General features: G+C 50.8%; 15 protein-coding genes. 10 read left to right on the top strand and 5 right to left on the bottom strand.

Translation table 11 applies throughout. The annotated features are described in order from the left end of the window. The first annotated feature begins 85 nt into the window (after nt 1-85). The 6 genes from pyrG to F7231_RS04540 all read left to right on the top strand — a co-directional run bounded on the left by pyrG (nt 86) and on the right by F7231_RS04540 (nt 8,746). Nucleotides 86-1,774, top strand: coding sequence for a CTP synthase (gene pyrG, locus F7231_RS04565; protein WP_085414484.1), 1,689 nt, complete (start codon nt 86-88; stop codon nt 1,772-1,774). A 92-nt stretch (nt 1,775-1,866) separates the two neighbouring features. Then, on the top strand, nt 1,867-3,702 hold the full coding sequence (gene yidC / locus F7231_RS04560; protein WP_166691056.1) for a membrane protein insertase YidC: 1,836 nt from the start codon (nt 1,867-1,869) through the stop codon (nt 3,700-3,702). 130 nt (nt 3,703-3,832) lie between these two features. Further along, nucleotides 3,833-5,569: an ABC transporter substrate-binding protein gene (locus tag F7231_RS04555; RefSeq protein ID WP_166691055.1), complete on the top strand. Its 1,737-nt coding sequence runs from the start codon at nt 3,833-3,835 to the stop codon at nt 5,567-5,569. A 45-nt stretch (nt 5,570-5,614) separates the two neighbouring features. Next, the gene (gene hemL, locus F7231_RS04550; protein WP_166691054.1) at nt 5,615-6,901 is read left to right on the top strand and encodes a glutamate-1-semialdehyde 2,1-aminomutase; all 1,287 of its coding nucleotides are present in this window, start codon (nt 5,615-5,617) and stop codon (nt 6,899-6,901) included. Nucleotides 6,902-7,342: 441 nt separating this feature from the next. Next, the gene (locus tag F7231_RS04545) at nt 7,343-8,344 is read left to right on the top strand and encodes a glycosyltransferase (protein ID WP_166691053.1); all 1,002 of its coding nucleotides are present in this window, start codon (nt 7,343-7,345) and stop codon (nt 8,342-8,344) included. A 51-nt stretch (nt 8,345-8,395) separates the two neighbouring features. Further along, complete coding sequence (locus tag F7231_RS04540) at nt 8,396-8,746, top strand: hypothetical protein (RefSeq protein ID WP_085414490.1); 351 nt, start codon at nt 8,396-8,398, stop codon at nt 8,744-8,746. 74 nt (nt 8,747-8,820) lie between these two features. Here F7231_RS04540 and F7231_RS04535 read toward each other — a convergent pair whose 3' ends face one another. From F7231_RS04535 to F7231_RS04520, 4 genes are all read right to left on the bottom strand, one after another. Next, nucleotides 8,821-8,976 (bottom strand): hypothetical protein, encoded by a 156-nt coding sequence (locus F7231_RS04535; RefSeq protein ID WP_166691052.1) that lies wholly within the window; start codon nt 8,974-8,976, stop codon nt 8,821-8,823. A 105-nt stretch (nt 8,977-9,081) separates the two neighbouring features. Then, nucleotides 9,082-9,381, bottom strand: coding sequence for a zinc ribbon domain-containing protein YjdM (locus F7231_RS27570; protein WP_166691189.1), 300 nt, complete (start codon nt 9,379-9,381; stop codon nt 9,082-9,084). Further along, complete coding sequence (locus F7231_RS27690; protein WP_166691051.1) at nt 9,347-10,420, bottom strand: hypothetical protein; 1,074 nt, start codon at nt 10,418-10,420, stop codon at nt 9,347-9,349. The genes F7231_RS27570 and F7231_RS27690 overlap by 35 nt, the downstream gene beginning before the upstream one ends. After that, a complete protein-coding gene (locus F7231_RS04520) occupies nt 10,420-11,862 on the bottom strand; it encodes an MBOAT family O-acyltransferase (RefSeq protein ID WP_166691050.1) in 1,443 nt (480 codons plus the stop codon). The genes F7231_RS27690 and F7231_RS04520 overlap by 1 nt, the downstream gene beginning before the upstream one ends. 181 nt (nt 11,863-12,043) lie before the next feature. Between F7231_RS04520 and hisS the strand changes: the two genes are divergently transcribed. Further along, complete coding sequence (hisS, locus tag F7231_RS04515) at nt 12,044-13,408, top strand: histidine--tRNA ligase (protein WP_166691049.1); 1,365 nt, start codon at nt 12,044-12,046, stop codon at nt 13,406-13,408. 41 nt (nt 13,409-13,449) lie between these two features. On the opposite strand, the gene F7231_RS04510 is transcribed toward hisS, so the two are convergent. Next, the gene (locus tag F7231_RS04510) at nt 13,450-15,282 is read right to left on the bottom strand and encodes a sensor histidine kinase (RefSeq protein WP_166691048.1); all 1,833 of its coding nucleotides are present in this window, start codon (nt 15,280-15,282) and stop codon (nt 13,450-13,452) included. Between the two features lie 317 nt (nt 15,283-15,599). Between F7231_RS04510 and dnaE the strand changes: the two genes are divergently transcribed. The 3 genes from dnaE to F7231_RS04495 all read left to right on the top strand — a co-directional run bounded on the left by dnaE (nt 15,600) and on the right by F7231_RS04495 (nt 22,215). Continuing rightward, nucleotides 15,600-19,220, top strand: a complete 3,621-nt coding sequence (gene dnaE, locus F7231_RS04505) for a DNA polymerase III subunit alpha (RefSeq protein ID WP_166691047.1) — start codon at nt 15,600-15,602, stop codon at nt 19,218-19,220. 386 nt (nt 19,221-19,606) lie between these two features. Further along, on the top strand, nt 19,607-20,851 hold the full coding sequence (locus F7231_RS04500) for a porin (protein ID WP_085414497.1): 1,245 nt from the start codon (nt 19,607-19,609) through the stop codon (nt 20,849-20,851). Nucleotides 20,852-20,886: 35 nt separating this feature from the next. After that, nucleotides 20,887-22,215 (top strand): ammonium transporter, encoded by a 1,329-nt coding sequence (locus F7231_RS04495; RefSeq protein ID WP_085414498.1) that lies wholly within the window; start codon nt 20,887-20,889, stop codon nt 22,213-22,215. Nucleotides 22,216-22,280: the final 65 nt, after the last annotated feature.

The following is a 22,280-nucleotide window of genomic DNA, read 5'->3' as shown; positions in this document are numbered from 1 at the left end:
CTGAATTATTTCGCGGCCTACTTCCCTTTTTCCTCCCTGCTTAGTAGTATCTTTACATCCCGTAACGCTCAATCTGAATATTACCATGGCGGCAACGGGCACCAAATCTGCGAGATCTTCCGCGAAATACATATTTGTTACCGGCGGGGTAACATCATCACTTGGAAAAGGCATCATTGCCTCTTCACTGGCCAAACTGCTGCAGGCACGTGGTCTGTCAGTCACCATTCAAAAGTTCGATCCATACCTTAACATCGACCCTGGCACGCTGAACCCGTATGAACACGGCGAATGCTACGTAACAGACGATGGGGCCGAAACTGACCTCGATCTGGGTCACTACGAGCGGTTTCTGAACACGCCAACCTCACAGGCCAACAATATCACTACGGGCCGGATCTACAACAATGTAATCACCCGCGAACGCAAAGGCGATTTCCTGGGAAAAACGGTTCAGGTGGTTCCTCACATTACCGACGAGATCAAACGTAACCTGCGCCTGCTGGGCGAGTCGGGCGAGTATGACATCGTCATCACTGAAATTGGTGGGTGCGTTGGTGATATCGAGTCACTTCCCTTCATTGAGGCGGTTCGTCAGTTTAAATTTGAGCTCAACGAACACGACACGCTGATTATTCACCTCACACTGGTACCGTATCTGCAATCGGCAGGCGAACTGAAGACCAAGCCCACGCAGCACTCAGTGAAAATGCTCCAGGAGTCAGGTGTTCAGGCTGATATTCTGGTTTGCCGAACCGAACACCCGCTACCGATGGATATCCGGCGGAAAATTGCGCTGTTCTGCAACGTACAGGTTAACTCGGTCATTGAGGCAATGGACGCCGAAACGATCTACGACGTGCCTTTACTGATGAAAAAGGAAAAGCTGGACCAGCGTGCGCTGTATATGCTCGACCTCTACAACGATCAGGACGCCGATCTGGAAGCGTGGAAAGGATTTCTGAATGGGTTGAAAAATCCGACCCACGAGGTACGTATCGGACTGGTGGGCAAGTATGTAGAGTTGCACGACGCCTACAAATCGATCGCTGAGTCATTCATTCACGCCGGATCGAAAAACGAATGCAAAGTGCATATCGACTGGATTCAATCGGAAAACCTGGCCGATGAGGGCACCGCTGAAGACCGCCTGCGCGACCTGGACGGGATTCTGGTGGCACCTGGCTTCGGAGAGCGGGGAATCGAAGGAAAGATCAATGCCATCAAGTTCGCTCGTGAAAACGGCGTTCCATTCTTCGGTATCTGCCTTGGCATGCAATGCGCCGTGATCGAATACGCCCGCAATGTACTTGGGTTGGCGGAGGCCCATTCATTCGAGATGAACTCAGAAACGCCGCACCCGGTCATCAACATGATGGAAGACCAGAAAAAAGTGGTCAATATGGGCGGCACCATGCGACTAGGTGCTTATTCCTGCAAGATCAAGAAAGACTCACTGGCTTACCAGGCCTACGGTAAAACAGTCATCAGCGAACGCCACCGCCACCGGTACGAATTTAATAACGCCTACGCCGATCAATTCGAAAAGGGCGGTATGCGGGCCGTCGGAACCAATCCGGAGACTGGCCTGATCGAGATTATTGAATTGCCGAAACACCCCTGGTTTGTTGGTGTTCAGTTTCACCCTGAGTTAAAAAGCACGGTAATGGCCCCCCAGCCACTATTCGTTCAGTTTGTTAAAGCCGCGATGACCTTCTCAGACCGTCGGCAGGCCTACGCAACGCCAGTCACCAGCGAAACCCTTGTTGGTTAACCGGGCGTATTGGCGTAATTTTGCACGAAAATTAAGTCAGTGAGACCTGAGCGGTACATCCTGTTCACCGCTCAGGTCTTTCGACTATCACTATGGAACGCAATCAGCTTATTGGCCTACTCCTTATTCTGGCCATGTTTGTCGGCTACCAGTACCTGGTACCGAAACCCCCGTCGGAAACGAAACCGGCCCAAATCACCAAAACAACCCGGCCGTCAACTAATAGTGTTACTGCCGCTACTACCCCACTCGATTCAGCCGCCGCACGTACCCAGTTCGGCGATTTTGCTACCGCAGCCACTGGTCAGGCCCGCGATATTGTGGTAGAGAATCCTGATGTCAAGCTAACCTTCAGCACGCAAGGTGGCCGTGTGAAGGAAGTACTCCTGAAAAAATACAAGACATTTGACGGCAAACCACTCTTGCTTGTTGATGCCAAAACCAGCCGCACTTCGCTGGAACTTCCTACCAAAACGGGCAAAGTTGATCTACATGGACTCTACTTCCAGACCAACGCACAAGGTGGGACGGTAACTGGCCAACCGCAGGTTATTACGTTCCGAGCTGAAATTGGTGCGGGGCAGGCAATCGAACAGACCTACACGGTACCGGCCACGGGCTACACGATCGATTATGCGCTCAAAGCCACCAACCTGGACAACGTACTTGGCAATGGCGAGGTACGTTATCAGTGGGAAGACCGCATGCCTCAGTTTGAGAACGATCTGAGCAACAACCGACGCGCCGCCACGATCAATTACCAGACAACGACCGAGAACTTTGACCACTTGGCCGAAAACGAAAGTAGCAACGAAGCCACCGTCGAAGAGCCTGTTCAATGGTTCGCCATCAAACACAAATACTTCCTGTCGGCCTTCATTGCCCAAACCACTCAGCTGAACAAAGCCAGGTTTCAGACCATCGTTGACTTGGCCGACAGCAGCACGGTGAAAACAGCCATTGCTGACGTAAGTATTCCGTTGGCCGACATAAAGTCGGGCAAGGGCCAGTTCCGATACTATTACGGGCCCAACGACTTCCAGATTATTAAGGAAGGCGTAGCTCCCGATTTCGATCGCAACGTGTACCTGGGCTATTCGATCTTGAAGCCCATCAACAAGTACTTCTTTGTACCGGTCTTCAACTTCCTGGAAAAATTCATTGGCAACTACGGCCTGCTGATCTTCTGCCTGGTGGTTTTCGTCAAGCTGGTTTTGACCCCACTAACCTACAAATCGTACGTTAGTATGGCTAAAATGCGCGTGCTGGCTCCCGAACTGGCCGTGATTAAAGAACGCGTTGGCGATGACATGACCAAGCAGCAGCAAGAGCAGATGAAGCTGTACCAGGAAGTAGGCGTTTCTCCCTTGAGCGGCTGTATTCCGGTGCTGGCAACGATGCCTATCCTGTTTGCCCTGTTCCAGTTGTTTCCGAACCTGATCGAACTCCGGCAGAAGGAATTCCTGTGGGCACCCGACCTGTCGACCTATGATTCGTTTATCAAGTTTGGCGTGACGATCCCGTTTGTCGGCGATCACCTGAGCTTGTTTACAGTCATGATGACCATTTCGAGTATCGCCTATGCCTATTACAACAACCAGACGACACCCCAACAGCCTGGTCCGGTTAATATGAAAGCGCTGAGCTACATTTTCCCGGTCATGTTTATGTTCGTGCTGAACTCGTTTCCGGCTGGTTTAACTTGGTACTACTTTGTTTCCAACGTGGTAACAATTGCTCAACAGCTGCTTATCCGGAATTTTGTTGACGAAACAAAACTGAAAGCAGTTCTCGACGAGAACCGCAAGAAAATTGCAGCGGGTGGGGGCAAAAAGTCGAAATTCCAGGAAATGCTCCAGAAGCAGTTAGCTGCTGCTGAAGATGCCCGTAAACAAGCCGAAGAAGCTAAGAAACGGACAAAGAAATAAGGGATAACATTCGGTGGCTTTAGCCGGTTTGATTCGTCATAACGCTATTTCCACCGTTAATGCCTGACCTGACTACTTGAAAAAAGCAACGCAGAACAGGCGTTGCTTTTTTCGCGTTCAAAAGAAAATTATGACCAGAAAGCTGATTGGATTAGTGGTGTTCTGCTGGATGAACCTGCTATGGAGTGTTGGCGCACACGCTCAGGGTGCCAAAGACATCGAACGCCGCTACAAGGCAGGTGTCCGGCTGGTGCAATTGGGCGAATTTGACCGCGCCCGCACGGAACTACAATCGGTTATGCAGCGCGAGGGCAGCTACGCTCCTTTTGCCTATTATTACTACGCTGTAGCCTCATATCGCCAAAAGCGCTACGAGGCTGCTCGCACGACGCTAAAAGAGCTAATTGATCGGTTTCCGAACTGGCTCAAAAAAGAAGAAGCCTACTATCTGGCTGCTTCGGCTGCTTACGAACAGGGACTCTACGACGAAGGGTTGTCGTACACACAACTCATCACTGATCCTGAGTTGAAGCCCGACGTAGACAAGATGGAGCAAACGTTTTTACCGCGGATTGCCGATCTCAACAGGCTGAAAGCCCTTCAGAAACAATACCTTCAGAACAAAACGCTGGCCCGAACGCTAGTGGATCTCATTCAACGTACCTCGTCGGATAAAGATGATCTTGAACTATCGGACCGTCTGTCGAACCGTTACGGGATCTCGCCTACGCCGGTTACCAAAGCGCCGGCTGCAAGAGCTCCAGAACCAACTGTTTCTACGGGCAAACCAGTATCGACGGTCCGCACCGATAAGGCAAAATCGAAAGGCTACATCAACGTTGGCGTTCTCTTCCCCTTCCGCGTGAACCGGTTCAACCCCAGCGAACGAGCCCGGTCAAACCAGTACGTTCTTGATTTGTATGATGGAATGAAGCTGGCTAAAGCCAAGCTCATGACCGAAGGCATCGTTGTTAACCTCTTTGCTTACGACGTCGACAATGATACTGACCAGACACTCGACGTAATCAATAATGCATCGTTCGCCCAAAATGACCTGCTGATTGGCCCCCTTTACAGCGAACCGAATCGACTTGTTTCAGCTTTTGCCGCTCAGAACGACATTCCACTGGTGAACCCAATTGCCACCACGCGGGAGTTGATTGCCAATCAGCCAAACGCCTTTCTGGCGCAGCCATCAACCACGCAACAGGCCATTGAAACGGCTAGTTTCGCTAAGGAATTGACCACCAATCGACGAGCAGCTGTGTACTTCGGCGCCGCCCGCAAAGATTCTTTGATGGCCTATGCCTATCAGGCAACGTTGAAATCACAGGGTTTTCAGATCATTGATTTTCGACGACTAAGCGGAAAAGCCATGACCATGGCCACAATGATGAAGCTAAGCGATGACAACAAGCCTGGTCATGTCTTTCTAGCCAGCAGTAACAACGATGATGGGCCTAGTCTGCTCGATGCTCTCAGCCGTCGGAGTGTGTCTTGCCCGCTGATTGCCACGTACCCCGCCTTCGATTACTTCCGCAACTCGTTGAATACGTTTACAAGGCGCGAGTTGTACCTGGTTGCGCCAGAATTTATTGATACAGAGCGTGAGGCCGCTGAAACATTCCAGGAGAACTACCTGACCAGGCGAAATATTATTCCGTCGACCTTCGCCGCCCAGGGTTACGATATGCTCCTGTTTTTCGCCCGTCAGCTGGCGAGAGGCGACATCAGGGAAAAAACGTTGTTGCGAACCAATGAAGATGACGACTACGTTTTGTCGGGCTTCAACTATACTAGATCCAATGACAATCAGGTGGTGCCTATCATCAAGTTTGATGGCAGCCGGTTTGTAAAAATCAATTAACGAACGCACGGTGTACAGACCAGTACACGCGTTCGCCATTACACTATGACCACAAGCGAAACCTTATTTGAACAAGCGAAACTACTGATTCCTGGCGGCGTTAATTCACCTGTACGGGCATTCAGAGCGGTAGGCGGTAGTCCACTTTTTATAAAATCAGCCAAAGGTGCCTATGTCACCGACGAAGATGATCGCCAGTATATTGAGTTGATCAATTCGTGGGGTCCCATGATCCTTGGTCATGCCTTCGAACCGGTTGAGCGGGCCGTTCGGGATGCCATTCAGCACTCCTTCTCCTTTGGGGCGCCCACGCGCAAAGAGGTCGAAATGGCGGAACTGATTATTTCGATGGTGCCGTCGGTAGAGAAAGTCCGGATGGTGAATTCAGGCACGGAAGCCACTATGGCTGCCATTCGGGTGGCTCGTGGGTTTACCGGCCGTGATAAGCTGATCAAATTTGAAGGGTGCTACCACGGCCACGGTGATTCATTTTTGATTGCCGCCGGCAGCGGGGCCATGACCATGGGCACTCCAGACAGCCCCGGCGTAACCAAGGCAACAGCGCACGACACTCTTACGGCCCCTTACAATAACCTGGCTGCAGTAGAACGGCTCATCGACGCTAATCCCAATCAGATTGCCGCCCTTATTCTGGAGCCCGTAGTTGGCAACATGGGCTGCGTATTGCCCGAACCCGGATTCCTGCAGGGCATCCGTGACCTCTGCACGAAGCACGGCATTGTGCTGATCTTCGATGAAGTAATGACAGGGTTTCGCCTTGCCAAAGGTGGCGCACAGGAGCGATTCGGCATTACGCCCGACCTCACTACGATGGGTAAAATTATTGGCGGTGGCATGCCCGTCGGTGCTTATGGCGGCCGGACAGACATCATGAACATGGTGTCACCAGCCGGGCCAGTGTATCAGGCAGGTACGTTGTCAGGGAACCCAATTGCTATGTCGGCAGGTCTGGCCATGCTGCACTACCTGAATGACCACCCAGAGGTATATACCCGACTGGATGAGATTGGTCTGCGCCTGGCTACCGGTTTCCGCAATAGCGCCGCCACACTCGGCCTGAATTATACGGTGAATCAGATTGGCTCTATGTTTACGATGTTCATGACCGATAAGCCGGTGATGGATCTTGATTCGGCCAAAACCTCAGACATTCCGCTGTTTGGCCGTTATTTCCACGCCATGCTCGATCAGGGCGTTTACCTGGCCCCGGCTCAATACGAAAGCCTGTTTGTGTCTACCGCCCTCACCGACGAGCTAATTGAGCAGGTCATTCAGGCCAACGAAGCGGCGCTGACTGCCGTCACTCAGTAACAGTCGGATAGCAATGGGCAAATTGTTTCTACTGATCGGATGTGCTACGATTGCGTTACTCTTTTGGCGGGCATCTTACTGTGAAGGAGTGAACGTTGTGGTTGCTTCTGCCGAACAGGGCCAAAAAGCCGTTCTGCGTCATTTGCTGGACGAACGAAAAAATTGCCTTTGCACCGAACTCCGTGTTGACTACAAATTCACGGATCATAGCGGCTTCGGTAGACCGCACAGGGCCTACTTCCTCGTATCTGAAAGAAGATTGCTCATCGAACCGGATTTAGGTAGTGGATGGGCTTGGGGGTGGGATAATGTGGACGTAGACCTTATCAGGCGAGTGCTACGCGAAGGCGGGCAGTTCAGCCTTTTCACAAAATACCGCCCCAACCGTAAGGATTTACCCATTCTTCAACCACCTTACTTGCAGGATACACCCTATTGAGCATGAATTTCTCTGTCATTATTCCCGTCTATAATCGCCCCGACGAGCTGGCAGATTTGCTCGACAGCCTGACCCGGCAAACGTTGACAAACTTTGAAGTGCTGGTTGTTGAAGATGGCTCGACCGTGAAAGCCGATCAGATAGTGGCAACGTACCTGGACAAACTCCAGGTACGTTACTTCGATAAGCCAAATACCGGGCAGGGGTTTTCACGCAACTATGGGTTCGAACGTGCACAGGGCGATTACTTCATCGTGTTCGATTCAGATGCCGTTGTGCCACCTACGTACCTGGCCACTGTAGCAACCTACCTACAGCACACACCCCTTGATGCATTTGGCGGCCCCGACGGGGCTAGTCCCGACTTTTCGGCCACTCAGAAAGCGATCAGTTATGCCATGACGTCGGTGTTTACAACGGGTGGCATTCGGGGAAAGAAGCAGAATGTGGGGGGGATATTTCTGCCCAGATCATTCAATATGGGTCTCTCCCGGCGGGTGTTTGCAGAAACTGGCGGCTTTGCCAAACGTGACATGGGTGAAGACATGGAACTGAGCACACGGCTTATCCGGCTTGGCTACCGGGTGGGTCTTATTCCCGAAGCGGTTGTATATCACAAACGGCGGGGTACGTTGGCTGCCTTCTTCCGGCAGATCATCAACTTCGGCCGAACACGGGTACAGCTCCAGCGGTCGTTTGGCATACCGGTAAAGCTCGTTCACACCTTTCCCGTCGTCTTCACGCTGGGCTTGCTCACTCTGCCGCTAATCGGGCTGCTATGGCCCGCACTGGGGGGAGCAGTAGCCGGGCTTTACCTGCTATTTGGGTTACTTGTCTTCGTAGACGCGAGCCGACAAGAGAAAAGCCTGTCTATTGGCTGGTTAAGTTTGCAGGCGGCCGTAACTCAGCTTTCTGCTTATGGGTTGGGCTTTTTGGGGGAATTGTTTCACCTATTTCAGCAAAAAAACACAACGGAGCCCCTTCAGACATCAACGGGTAAATGAAACGCTGTATTTTGCAGCTCTTTACGCCACAGTATCCCCCAACGACGTAGCATGGCCAATCCTCCAAAGCCGCCCGGACAGCGGTTGGTTAAACGCATGAGTGCCCGCACAAAGTGGCTGATCATGGCCCCGGCGGGGCTGTTGCTGATTGGCTTTGGTTTGTGTGTGTTTACCGGTGCCGGCTATGAAATGCAAACAGGGGCCCCGTTTATCCGCTGGTTTATGAAAGGGACCTATAGCCTGATCCTGATCAACGGCGGGTTATCTATTTTCGGCTCCGCGATCCGGTTTCGGGTGATGATCGATACCCGACAGATTATCCGGCAAGAAATTAAGCGGCGTCAGAAGGAATTCAATAAAAAACGAAAAGCTCCGTCACCTAAACGGGACGGAGCCTCTTGACCGGTAGTTTCATATGTCAAGCGGCATTGCTGTTTACCGATCTGGTGAATAGCAACGCCGCTGAAACTAATTAATTAAGCTGCCTTATTTTCAGCGAAAGAGGCTTTGATAGCTTCTACGTCAACGTTCTTGATCGTTGGCTTAAGCGTCAGTTGCTTGATAGCTTTAACTGCATTATTGGCGGTAGCACGGTTTTTACGGCCTTTCCGAAGTAGTTTGGTAACTCCCATTGTGATATATCGTTAATTGTCGGTTCAATTTTTGGAACGCAAAAGTAGGCATTTTCAGGCAAAAAAGTGGCATTGCTCCTGAATTTTGCCCGGTAATACCTACACCTACACCTTCTTCAGAAATTCGGTCCGTAAGACCATCGCTGTTCCTCCAATTCGGCAGTCTACCTCAGCAGGGTCTTCCGTCAGGCGAATTTTTTTGACCGTTGTACCCCGCTTAAGAACGGTCGATGATCCTTTGACCTTCAGGTCTTTAATCAGCGTGACCGAATCGCCATCGGTGAGCAGGGCTCCGTTACTATCTTTTACGTCCATTATGAATTTTTGTGAGGTGAAACGGTGAGTTTCCGTATAACTGCAATCAGTACAGTCACTTTTTCGATGACCAGGAAGCGGCCACCTGATTGACCTGCCTAAGCCAGAATTTTTTCCCCTTTTTATTCCAGTGACCGTCCCCCAGATGATACCAATCCGGATGTTGCCGTAGGGTATCAATCGTTGTAATAATAGGGGCTTCGAACCGGGGATTTGCTTCTATACGCTCGATTTGATGATTATACGTTCCGCGGGTTGGCTCAAGAATTGTTACTTTATTGGGCACCAGGCAAACATACACTTCATTAAATCCCATCTTCAGGTAATGCCGACGCAGGTTATTGAAATTGGTAACCACCGTATCCAGACGAGCATCTGAAATTTTGAAAAACGAGCTATAACTCGTTGTTGAATCGACCTCTACCTGATAAAACAGATGCTTCCTATCGGTCGAAACAGCTGTTCCGGTAGTTCGGCCGAAAAGATTTAGCATCAACTCGGCCTTGGCTTCTTTGAAGCGAACGAAGAGAGGACTGTTGAATATGAGGAACTCGATCCGCTGATTGATCTGCTCGCCAAAACGGGCCAATAGCCACGGGGTTGGCGTTTCGGGGCTATCATCGACTGCTACGGGCTTATTTGGCTGTCTGTTGGCCGACTTCGGAACAAACCCACCGTTAATAAACATTGCCTCATACTCCGGCGAGTACATGCGTTCCTGAAGCACCCGTTCAATGACCTGAACAACCAGGACATTCTTTTTCGTCGTATCGAGCGTTACCTCCAGCGGAATCTTGTTGCCCACCCAGCGGTGAAAATTGCGGTTTCCGGCGTAGAAGCTGGTATCAATATTCGTAAAACTATCTCCGAGTGTGTACAGATCAACATCGGGGTAATGAACAGCTGGCTTATCTGCTTCGGTGAGGTCGCCATTGGCTGCAATGTCGGTCTCTTTAAAAGCAGGTAAATTGGCCATGTTGTACAAATCACCATAGCTGTACTGATTGGGAATGAAGCCATGTGCATCCAGCCATCGCTGCATTGGCGGCGAGAGTGCAACTACCAGCAATGCCCCCGACGCAGCCATGAACCCTAGACGTACCAAACTGACAATCATTGATTTATTCATCAGAACTGGAAATAAATAAATTGGTTAGCTGTGAATACACCAAAGAAATAGCAGAGCAGCGCCAGCAGGATAATGAGCACCCAGAACTGGCTGGTCGTAACCCGTTTCGTGAACGCAATCCAGCGAGGTTCAAGCAACAGACTACCAATCAAAAAGGCACAAAAAGCCAGTTCAACCACCGACACAGTTGTTTGCACAGGCTCCGAAAAATCAACGGTAAACAGTTTGCCCAGCACAACCAGGGCATCGCTGGTGCTGGCGGCCCGGAAAAACACCCACGTCAACGTTACCAGCGCGAAGGTGAGCAGCTGATTTACGCGATGTACTGCCAGCCCTTTAATCTGCGATTTTACCGGCACTACTTCCAGCGTATCGGCTCGCCGACGTCTTGTCCATACCTGGCCAATAATCAGGTAGATACCGTGCAGAAGACCCCAGATGATGAACTTCCAGTCGGCACCGTGCCATAGCCCGCTCAGCCCAAAAACGATGAGCGTGTTTAGGTACGTTCGATTGGTAGACACGCGGTTGCCCCCCAAGGGGATATATACATAGTCGCGGAACCAGCTCGACAGCGAGATATGCCACCGCCGCCAGAAATCAGAGATCGACGAAGCCAGATAAGGGGTATCGAAGTTCTTCATCATCTTGATTCCCAGCACTTGCCCCGCACCAATCGCAATGTCGGTGTAGCCCGAAAAGTCGCAGTAGATCTGGATAGAATAAAACACGACCGCCAGCAGAAGCGTCGAACCGTTTGAGGTGTCGATATGCCGGAAAGCCGGGTCAACCACCAGGGCCATTCGGTCGGCAATGACCACTTTCTTGACAAAACCACCCGCCATCATGAGCAATCCGTAGCGTACACGCGTCCAGTCGAAAGGTTGGAAGGCGTGGAATTGGTGCAGAATATTCTGTGGCCGTTCGATCGGTCCCGCCACCAACTGCGGGTAAAACAGGACGTATAGCGCATACACACCGAGGTTACGCTCGGCTTTCTGGTTACCCCGGTACACCTCGATGGTGTAGCTGATCGACTGGAACGTGTGAAACGACAAACCGATAGGCAGCACAATGCCGGGAATCAGATCGCCCAGCATAGGCACCGAATGCGACAGCCCGAACGTGGCCAGAAAGGTCGTAATCTGTACGTGGAAAAAATCGTAGTACTTGAAAAAGGCGAGTAGCCCAACGTTGGCAATCAGGCTAATGATCAGTAGCAACCGCCTTCGTGGCCCTTCGGATCGTTCGATGTATATACCAGCCACGTAGTCAATTCCGATGACCAAGCCCAGAATGAGCAGGTAAACCGGAATGAACGCCATGTAGAAATAGCAGCTGGCTACGAGCAGCAATACCCACCGTCCGCGCAAGGGCAAACTGAAGTAAGCCAGCGTCGTAAACAGAAAGAACAGTAGGAAATGAAGGGAGTTAAAAAGCATTACTTAGGATTGACTTGGCTTTTTTCGACACGAACACCTCAGGAGTAATCTCATCTTTCTGACTCGCTACCGAAGCACAATACGAATCACAAAGCTACGCGGAATCGAATGGTTCTAAAAATGCGCTTATCTCGTTTAGGTCTTTCTGCGGCCATTCCGAACGCCGCCGTACCTTTGTGGCATGAAACCATCACTTGTTAAAGGGACGCGCGATTTTGGGCCGGAGCAGATGAGCAAACGGCTGTTTATCTTCGATACCATCCGGCAAACATTCCGCCGTTTTGGGTTCCAACCCCTCGAAACACCCAGCATGGAAAACCTCTCGACGCTGACCGGTAAGTATGGCGACGAAGGTGACCAACTCTTATTTAAAATTTTGAATTCAGGCGATTTTTCGGCGGGCCTCACCGAAGCGGATCTAGCCCAGGGCAGCAAAAAACTGACCCCCCGCCTCGCCGAAAAAGGATTGCGCTATGACCTGACCGTGCCGTTTGCCAGGTACGTAGTCATGAATCGGCACGCGTTGCCCATGCCCTTCAAGCGATATCAGATGCAACCCGTTTGGCGCGCCGATCGACCTCAAAAAGGCCGTTACCGCGAATTTTACCAATGCGACGCCGACGTAGTAGGTACTGATTCGCTTCTCTGTGAAGCCGAAATTGTCCTCATGGTTCATGAGGTGTTTCGGAATCTGGGCGTAAGAAATTTCACCCTAAAGGTAAATAACCGCAAGATTCTGGCAGGCATTGCTGAAGCTATTGGTCGGCCGGGCGAAGAGAGCACACTGGCCGTTGCTATTGACAAGCTGGATAAGATTGGGCAGGAAAAAGTAATCGACGAATTGCGCGAACGGGGCTTTACCGACGAGAATATTACGGCTCTTCAGCCCCTATTTACCATTAACGGCCTACCTGCCGATGTGCTCGCCAGTCTACGTACCTGGCTGGCTCAGTCGGCTCTGGCGCAGCAGGGAATTGCCGAGCTTGACGAGACCTTACAACTAGCTGATGGGCTGGGTTTAGCCGATTCACGGGTAGAAATTGACGTAACACTGGCTCGGGGACTGTCTTATTATACGGGCGCTATTTTTGAGGTTAAAGCCAACGGCGTTTCCATTGGCAGCGTCAGCGGAGGTGGTCGCTACGATAATCTCACCGGTACGTTCGGCATGCCAGGCCTATCGGGCGTGGGTATTTCGTTTGGCGTAGACCGCATTTATGACGTGATGGACGAACTCCAGCTGTTCCCCGCTTCGGCAGGTCAGGGTACGCAGGTATTACTCGCCTGTTTCGACGCACAGGGACGAGCACTGGCCTTACCCCTACTGAGTCAGTTGCGCGCCGCCAACGTACCTGCCGAACTGTACCCGGATCTGGCCAAAGTGAAAAAGCAACTCGATTATGCTAACCAGAAGCAGATTCCGTACGTAGTACTCATTGGCTCAGACGAAGTACAGTCGGGGCTGCTGTCGGTTAAGAACATGGTAAGTGGTGAACAACAAAAACTGTCAGCACCGGCAATTATCGATTTACTGAGTCACCGCTAAAGACCTTTTTAGGGACGTGATGGCGCACCTATCCACGCGACTCAGCGCACGGTTTTGAGCTCCGGGATATGCAGTTGAAATAGGGTTCCCTGGCTTTCGTTAGCGCCCGTCTGGTGCTGTGTAGTACTCATTGCCAGCCGGGTGGGCACCGCTTTAGCCTCGATTTCCAGCGCCAGATTTGTAACCAACAGCGTGCCCCCAATTTGTTCGCTGAGCCCCTTAATCAGGCGTTTGCCAAAGGAGGTAGTGGGTTTGTTCCAAAGGTCGATATTGATGCCGGGACCGTTATCTGCTACCTCTAGCAGCAACCCTTTCTGCTTGAGCAACGAAATCGACAAACTTGGGCTGGGTACGTTGGGCACCGCATATTTGAAACAGTTGGTTAGCAGCTCATTGATAATCAGGCTTATTGGAACAGCCATATCAATATCCAGCACATCTACGTCACTATTGATGGCCAGATTAACCGACTGCGTTGAGTATCCATACGCCTGCATGATGCCCGTTGTCAACTCTTCCAGAAACTGACCCATATGAATGGCGGTTAATTCATTGGACTGGTATAAACGCTGATGAATCAGCGATATAGCCTCAATACGGCGCTGCCCTTCCTGAAACGCCTTGATTGCCTGCTCGTCTTCAAGCCGATTCAATTGTAGACTTAACAAGCCCGACACGATAGCCAGGTTATTCTTCACGCGGTGATGCAATTCGCGCATAACTGTCTGCAACTGTTCCGACTGTTCTTCAATGCGGGCTTTGTCGGCCAGGAGTTCGGCCGTGCGGTCGGCTACCTGGTCTTCCAAAGTCTGGGCATAATGAGTCAGTTCGGTGCGAGCTTCATAGAGTGAGCGGGTCATCTGATTGAAATGTTGCGTGAGCACTCCCACCTCATCCTGCGTTGTCTGCACGACCTGTACCGTTAAATCACCAGCATTAATATGCTGTACCCCATCGAGTAAACGTAGGACAGGCTGGGTCAGGGTAGCGTTGATCAGCCGGGGCAACAGCAGGAAATTGATGGCCGCCGTGCCAATTATTAGCAACGCGATTTTCAGCAGGCTATCCTGCTGAGCCAGACGTGCAGGTAAATTAAGAATGTCGACCGGCGGGCAGAACACCAGCATAACTGTCAGTAAAATCGACGCAACAATGATCTGCGCAAAGCCTATCTGTTTGACTTTCAGGGTAGTGGGTATGGCGGAGAAGACCAGATACACAATAATCTCGGCTAAGTTGCCAAACCAAAGCAACGTAGAGTAGGTCCAGTAGCCAATCTTGGAATAAAAACCAACAGAGATGACAACGAGGCACATCACAACAAAGATGACGTTGACTGCCGTCATCCACCGAATGCCTATGGCAATTTGCGGGTGGTGATTTCTTAGCGCAATGGCTTTTCGAATACACACAATGAGGGCCCACACGTTGGTGAGTGAGCCGTATAGAAACCCGGCGAAGTTGAGGTGGTTCAGGTTGCTGTCATTATAGAACTCGTTCCAGACCGTAAACAGGCATAGTAAGGTACCGAGGCCAAACGACAGGAATCGAACAATCCGTCGTTCGTTGGGGAACGTATCATTCAGGAATACGTAGTTGAATTGAATAAACGCTATTTCGACCAGCGCGAGGGCCGGGAATGTCCAACACGTGAGTAGAAGTTTATAGGGTAGACTGCCAATGTAGTCTGGGTGAACTGCGTAATGAAAGATTTCGCTGATCTGCCAAGTTAACTGACATAGATAAAACATCATCAACCAGTTACGCGTCAGTGTCTTTGTGGGCGACCGTAACACAAAGATCCACATACTACCCATCACCAACGCCAGGCTGAGTGCCATCAGCGAATTAGTATGAAGTATAAAATAAGGCATGAATTGATGAAGGGGTTGTACGTATCTGACCGTGGCTAGTAAAAGCGAAGAGGCAATATCTACATTTTACAGCAATCGACGTGTGCCAAGAACCTTACTTCAATAAAAGTCCGTTTAACCTTGACCAGAACAGCAATGCTTTACTAAAGGCGATCAGATAGGGATGTCTATAGATAAAACACGGTAACCGCATGTGCAGGCATTGAGTCTACCGTTGTTTTTCAATCTGTTACACTACTACCAGACAAATATCCACGCAACTGCTGCCTTTCTCGGTGTAGAAAGGGCTATTTTTAGACCACTATTTTGTTCATCTTATGCAGTTCTCTCACCTCCATTGCCACACTCAGTACTCGCTGCTCGACGGACAGGCTGACATTAAGAAGCTGATTAAGAAGGCTAAAGCAGATAATATGCCTGCGGTAGCCATCACCGATCACGGCAATATGTTCGGCGTCTTCGAGTTTGTGGCCGAGGCCGCCAAGCAGGGCATCAAACCCATTGTAGGTTGTGAATTCTACGTGGTTGAGGATCACCACATCAAGCAGTTTACCAAAGAGAAAAAAGACGTCCGATACCATCAGTTGTTGCTGGCAAAAAACGCTACCGGTTACAAAAACCTGGTAAAGCTCTGCTCGCTGGGCTATATGGAGGGGCTCTATGGCAAATACCCTCGCATCACGAAGGCGCTGATTGAGCAGTATAAAGAAGGCCTTATCGCATCGACCTGCTGCATTGGGGCCATGGTTCCCAAAACAATTCTAAAAAAGGGGGAAGAAGCAGGCGAAATCGAATTCAAATGGTGGCTCGATCGGTTTGGCGAAGACTATTACGTCGAACTACAGCGCCATGAGATTCCCGATCAGATCAAGGCTAACGAGGTGCTGGTCAAGTTTGCCAAAAAGTACAACGTTAAAATTATCGCCTCCAACGATTCGCACTACGTAGATCAGGACGACTGGGTGGCCCATGATATTCTGCTTTGCGTAAACACCGGCGAAAAGCAGAGCACGCCATCGATGAAGGAGTTCAGCGACGACGAGGCCATGCCCAAAAACACGCGCTTTGCTTTTTTCAGCGATCAGTTCTACTTCAAGAACACGCAGGAGATGAGCACGCTGTTTAAAGACATGCCCGAGGCTATCGACAATACCAACGAGATTGTGGGTAAGGTCGACACGCTGAAGCTCAAACGCGACATTATGCTGCCCAACTTCCCGATCCCAAAGGAATTTCAGCAGCATGCCGACGACGTGATGAATCAGTGGGAATACCTGAAACACCTGACCTACGAGGGAGCCAAAGCCAGGTACGTCGACATTTCGCAGGAGGTACAGGAACGCCTCGATTTTGAGTTGTTTACCATCCGCACAATGGGTTTTGCGGGTTACTTCCTCATCGTAGCCGACTTTATTAAAGCCGGACGTGATCTGGGCGTAATGGTAGGCCCCGGGCGTGGTTCGGCGGCGGGATCGGCGGTGGCCTATTGCATTGGAATCACCAACATCGACCCAATCAAGTACAATCTCCTGTTCGAGCGTTTCCTGAACCCCGATCGGAAGTCGATGCCCGATATCGATACTGACTTCGACGATGAAGGGCGTCAGAAGGTGATCGATTACGTGGTTGACAAGTACGGCAAGCAACAGGTAGCGGCGATTGTTACTTACGGCACCATGGCGGCAAAATCGGCCATCAAGGATGTGTCGCGGGTAATGGATTTGCCCCTCAACGATGCTAACGCACTGGCTAAACTGGTGCCCGACAAGCCAACGTACAACATGACCCTGAGGCGGATTTTCGAAGATCCGATTGATGGGCCCGGTGGCTTATCGAACATCATATCACCCGATGAAGTAGAAAACGTTCGGAAGATGCGCGCCCTTGAATCGGGTGATCAGGGAACCGGGCGGACCATGAAGCTGATTGACACCGAGAAGGTGCAAAACGTGCTGCAACAGGCCCGTCGACTCGAAGGGACGGTACGAAATACCGGTGTTCACGCGGCAGGCATCATCATTGCTCCCAGCGACCTGTCAGACATCGTTCCGGTGTCGACATCGAAAGATACCAACCTGATCATTACCCAGTATGAGGGCAAGGTAATTGAAGATGCGGGGGTTATTAAGATGGACTTTCTGGGGCTGCGAAACCTCACCATCATTAAAGAATGCCTGCGGCTAATTAAGCAGAACTACGGGCTGATTATCGACATCGACGCCATTCCGCTCGATGACCCGAAGCCGTACGAACTGTTTCAGCGGGGGGAAACAAACGCCATTTTTCAGTTTGAATCCGACGGGATGAAGAAGTACATGAAGGACTTGAAGCCTGACCGCTTCGAGGATCTCATTGCCATGAACGCCCTCTACCGCCCCGGTCCAATTCAGTACATTCCGAACTTCATTAACCGGAAGCATGGCCGCGAAGTGGTGACGTACGATATGCCGGAGATGGAGGAATTCCTGGCCGACACGTATGGTATCACGGTGTATCAGGAACAGCTAATGCTCCTGTCGCAGAAGCTCGGCAACTTCACCAAAGGTGATGCCGACGTGCTGCGAAAGGCGATGGGGAAGAAAGACCGCGCCACGCTCGACAAAATGAAGGGTAAGTTTATGGACGGCTGCGAAGCCAATAAACTGCCGCTGAAAGCCTGCGCCAAGGTATGGACCGACTGGGAAGCCTTCGCTTCCTACGCCTTCAACAAGTCGCACTCAACCTGCTACGCCTTTGTGGCTTACCAGACCGCCTGGCTAAAGGCACATTACCGCTCGGAGTACATGGCGGCGGTATTGACCTCCTGCCTGGGCAACATTGAAAAGATCACCTTCTTCCTGGAGGAATGTAAGAACATTAACATTCCGGTACTGGGCCCCGACGTGAACGAGTCGGAGAGGGTATTTGGCGTGAATACGAAAGGCGAAATCCGGTTTGGCCTCGGGGCCATCAAAGGGTCGGGCGATGCTGCAGTGGAAAATATCATTGCCGAACGTACCCAGAACGGGCCGTATAAAGATATTTTCGACTTTATCATTCGGGTGAACCTGCGCACGGTAAACAAGAAAACTATTGAATCGCTGGCCTACGCCGGTGCATTTGATACCCTCGACGAAACGGTTCACCGGGCGCAGTACTTTGAACTGGTTGCAGGCGAGAGTGCAACGTTTATCGAGAAGATCATTCGGTTTGCCAACACCCACCATGCCGAGAAAGCCGCTTCGCAAGTCTCGCTCTTCGGGGGCGGCGCCGGGAACGACGTAGCTATGCCCCGGCCCAAACCGCCGTTTGTTCCCATCTGGAACCAGATTCAAAAACTGAAATACGAGAAAGACGTAGTTGGCTTTTACATCACCGGTCACCCGCTCGACGAATTTCAGGTTGAACTGGACGGTTTCTGCAACTGTACGCTGGATAAAGTGTACGAGACCAATGCCCCCGACATAAAGATTGGCGGTATCGTGTCGGCGGTGCAGACGCGCATTGCCAAAAACGGGAACCCCTTCATGATCTTTAAGCTGGAGGATTACCAAGGCTCGATGGAGATGACCCTTTTCGGGGATGACTATGCCCGTATGGCGCAGTATGTTGAAGTAGGGCTTTTCCTGCACGTTAGCGGAAAAACACAAAACCGCTGGAACTCAGACCAACTGGAGTTCAAGCCTACGAACATCCGCTACCTGAGCGAGATTCGGGAGAAGATGTGCAAAGAATTAGCCATCACCATCAATCTGGCCCACCTGAGTGAAGAACTCATCAACACCATCAACGAGTTGGTGAAGGCTCACCCAGGCACGTGTACGCTGTCGATGAAAGTGCAAGACCCGGAAGAACCAGTAGAAGTTAACCTGCTGTCGCGAACGATTCGCGTTTTCCCGGCCAATACATTGCTGAACGCCCTGCGTACAATGGACGGTGTGCGCTGTAAAGTAGCCTAGTACTGACTGCACTACATCGCCAACCACTTACTCGCCTTAGTGGCGAATTAGGCTAAGAACAGGAAAGCCCCGGCAAGTTGTCGGGGCTTTCCTGTTCTTAGGCAACGGCACTAGGCATTGACTCAATTCCAGAAGAATTTAGCTTATTTTTATATCAGTATAATATTTTGTTATTTGACTCAAATGCAGAATATATTATAAATACCTGATCAGCCAACCAAACTTAGACATTTGGCTTTATTTTATATTATTATTTAATGAATCTTTCAGTTTCATGCCCGTTTTGCCAACAAACGGATGGTTAAACCTTGCATTGGCCAAATTGTTAGATAAAATTTGCACAGAATCTAACCGCTACCATTAACGAGTCTAACAAAACAAACAGCATGAAAAAATCACTTTTACTTACATTTTTAGCAAGTTCAGCTTTTGCGGCAAACGCTACCGACACAACCAGTGTGGCGAAGTCGTCGGCAGATCAGCCTAAAGTGGCTTTACCTGCTGCTGTAAAACCTAAAGCGGATGGTGAAGACACCGGCAAATTCACGTTTTCAGGTTACTTAGACACCTATTACTTCGGTAACTTCAATAATCCACGGAGCCAGTCTAACCTCGGCTTGAACGGAGAAAATGCAGGCACTGCCCGGGCCTTTGACCAGAAAGCCGGTCAATTTGCGCTCGGCCTCGTGCAGGCAAAAGCCGTCTATACAGCAGATAAAGTCGATGCGGTTATGGACCTGACGTTTGGTCCCAATGCCGATTTGGGCAACTATGGTAACCTGGTTGGTCCACTTGGTCAGGGATCAACGGCTCTGGCTATCAAACAAGCCTACATTACTTACAAAGCCACACCCAAATTATCATTCACAGCCGGTCAGTTCGGTACGCACATCGGCTACGAAGTGATCGACGCGCCAGTTAACTACAACTATTCGCTGTCTAACCTCTTCAACAACGGTCCATTCTACCACATCGGTGTGAAAGCGCAATACGCGTTCAGCGACAAAGCGTACCTGATGCTGGGTCTGGTCAACAACGTTGATAACCTGATTGATAACAACAAAAAGAAAGGTCTGATCGGCCAGCTGTTTGTATCACCTGCGGCAAACTGGAACGTCTACCTGAATGCCATTGTCTCAAACGAAGCATCGAAAGATATTCCGACTACTACAGGCACAGGTATCGCCGTATCAGCCGACAACGCCAGCTACTCGCTCTTCGATTTAACCACGACCTACCAGGTTACGTCTAAATTCTTCCTGGGCCTCAATGCAGCAGCTGGTTCACAAAAAGGTGATTACCAAGGCTATGGCGGACCAGAAACCTCGAAGAACTGGGGCGGCGCAGCCATTTATTCGAATTACGCCTTTACCGACACGTTCGGGTTGGGTATCCGGTACGAATCATTCGATAATAAGAGCGGTGTGCGTGGCCTGACAGATGCGTCGGGTGCCGGCGCCAGCGTAAACTCAATCACGGTTACGGGCAACATCACAGCTGCAAGTGGTCACCTGTTGCTGAAGCCTGAATTCCGGGTCGATACCTATTCTGCTAATAAATTCGAACTGAACGACGGCACGCTGAGCCCAAGCCAGGCTACTCTGGGTATGGCGGCCATCTTCAAGTTCTAAATTGACTCTTTCTACAACAAAACCAGTTCTCTGTCATGCAAAAACCCGCAATTGCTCCCCTGCTTATTCTGCTGGCTATCAGCCTCTGGGCTGTCCTCAGTCCATCGGTGCCTACCTCGATCGTAACTGAGGGCATCAACTCCGGCGATACCGCCTGGATGCTTATGGCTGCTGCCCTTGTGCTGCTGATGACGCCCGGTCTGGCGTACTTCTATGGTGGTATGGTGAGTAACAAGAACGTGATTTCTACCATGCTGCAAAGTTTTGTGGCAATGGGTGTTATCAGCATTATCTGGGTTGTCTGTGGTTTCAGCCTTGCCTTCGGTGACTCAATCGGCGGTTTTGTGGGCGACCCACGTACCTTCTTGATGTTCAAAGGTGTACTCGATGGTAAGCCGTGGTCATTGGCAGCAACCATTCCACTGGTTGTGTTTGCCTTCTTCCAGTTGAAGTTCGCAGTGATTACACCTGCTCTCATCACAGGCTCAATGGCCGAGCGGATTAACTTCCGGTCTTACGTGCTGTTTATGATCCTGTTTAGCCTGTTCGTATACGCCCCATTGGCACACTGGACATGGCACCCAGACGGTTTCCTCTTTAAACTCGGCGTGCTTGATTTCGCCGGTGGTACAGTTGTACACATGTCAGCTGGTTGGGCTGCCCTTGCCGGTGCCCTGTACCTGAAGCGTCGTAAGAACCACGTTAACGCAAACTTCCTGCCACCCGCCAACATTCCGTATGTTCTGCTCGGTACAGGTCTGCTGTGGTTCGGCTGGTTTGGTTTCAACGCCGGTTCGGCTGTAGGTGCTTCACCGTTGGCTGCCATTGCATTCGCAACGACAAATACGGCTGCCGCCTCTGCTGGCTTAGGCTGGGTATTGTTCGATGCCGCCAAAGGCAAAAAAGTATCGGCTCTGGGCTTCTCAATCGGTGCCGTTGTTGGTCTGGTTGCCATCACCCCTGCTGCCGGCTTCGTAACTATTCCACAGGCTATCTTCATTGGAACAATTGCCTCAATGGTGTCGAACTTCGTAGCTCACCTGCGCTCTAAGTCAACGCTCGACGATACGCTCGACGTGTTCCCTTGCCACGGTGTTGGCGGTATGGTTGGTATGCTGATGACAGGCATCTTCGCCAGCAAAGGCGTTAACTCGGCTGTTGTCGATGAAGGATTGGCCTATGGTTTCACTAAACTATTCACCAACCACGTAATTGCACTGGTTGTCGTATCAGCCTTCGCTTTTGGTATGTCATTGCTGCTGCTGAAAGTAACCGACCTCATCCTACCCCTGCGTGTATCGGAAGCCGACGAAAAAGAAGGCCTCGATATCAGCCAGCACGATGAGTTCCTGATCGACGCTTAGTAAACAAGCTTTTCTGGCACGCTGGCTGAACGGCGATTGACGCCCCCGGCCACAGCGATTTACTT

The sequence above is a fragment of the Fibrivirga algicola genome (genome assembly GCF_011742925.1).
GTDB classification, from domain to species: Bacteria; Bacteroidota; Bacteroidia; order Cytophagales; family Spirosomataceae; genus Fibrella; species Fibrella algicola.
This window is presented reverse-complemented; position numbering and strand designations above follow the sequence as displayed.

Excerpts from the sequence above, each read along its gene's own strand:
- F7231_RS04510 (WP_166691048.1), bottom strand. The coding sequence starts at position 15,282 with ATGCCTTATTTTATACTTCATACTAATTCGCTGATGGCACTCAGCCTG.
- hemL (WP_166691054.1), top strand. The coding sequence starts at position 5,615 with ATGACCACAAGCGAAACCTTATTTGAACAAGCGAAACTACTGATTCCT.
- dnaE (WP_166691047.1), top strand. The coding sequence starts at position 15,600 with ATGCAGTTCTCTCACCTCCATTGCCACACTCAGTACTCGCTGCTCGAC.
- F7231_RS04500 (WP_085414497.1), top strand. The coding sequence starts at position 19,607 with ATGAAAAAATCACTTTTACTTACATTTTTAGCAAGTTCAGCTTTTGCG.
- pyrG (WP_085414484.1), top strand. The coding sequence starts at position 86 with ATGGCGGCAACGGGCACCAAATCTGCGAGATCTTCCGCGAAATACATA.
- yidC (WP_166691056.1), top strand. The coding sequence starts at position 1,867 with ATGGAACGCAATCAGCTTATTGGCCTACTCCTTATTCTGGCCATGTTT.
- F7231_RS04520 (WP_166691050.1), bottom strand. The coding sequence starts at position 11,862 with ATGCTTTTTAACTCCCTTCATTTCCTACTGTTCTTTCTGTTTACGACG.
- F7231_RS04535 (WP_166691052.1), bottom strand. The coding sequence starts at position 8,976 with ATGGGAGTTACCAAACTACTTCGGAAAGGCCGTAAAAACCGTGCTACC.
- F7231_RS04555 (WP_166691055.1), top strand. The coding sequence starts at position 3,833 with ATGACCAGAAAGCTGATTGGATTAGTGGTGTTCTGCTGGATGAACCTG.
- F7231_RS04540 (WP_085414490.1), top strand. The coding sequence starts at position 8,396 with ATGGCCAATCCTCCAAAGCCGCCCGGACAGCGGTTGGTTAAACGCATG.
- hisS (WP_166691049.1), top strand. The coding sequence starts at position 12,044 with ATGAAACCATCACTTGTTAAAGGGACGCGCGATTTTGGGCCGGAGCAG.
- F7231_RS27690 (WP_166691051.1), bottom strand. The coding sequence starts at position 10,420 with ATGAATAAATCAATGATTGTCAGTTTGGTACGTCTAGGGTTCATGGCT.
- F7231_RS04545 (WP_166691053.1), top strand. The coding sequence starts at position 7,343 with ATGAATTTCTCTGTCATTATTCCCGTCTATAATCGCCCCGACGAGCTG.
- F7231_RS04495 (WP_085414498.1), top strand. The coding sequence starts at position 20,887 with ATGCAAAAACCCGCAATTGCTCCCCTGCTTATTCTGCTGGCTATCAGC.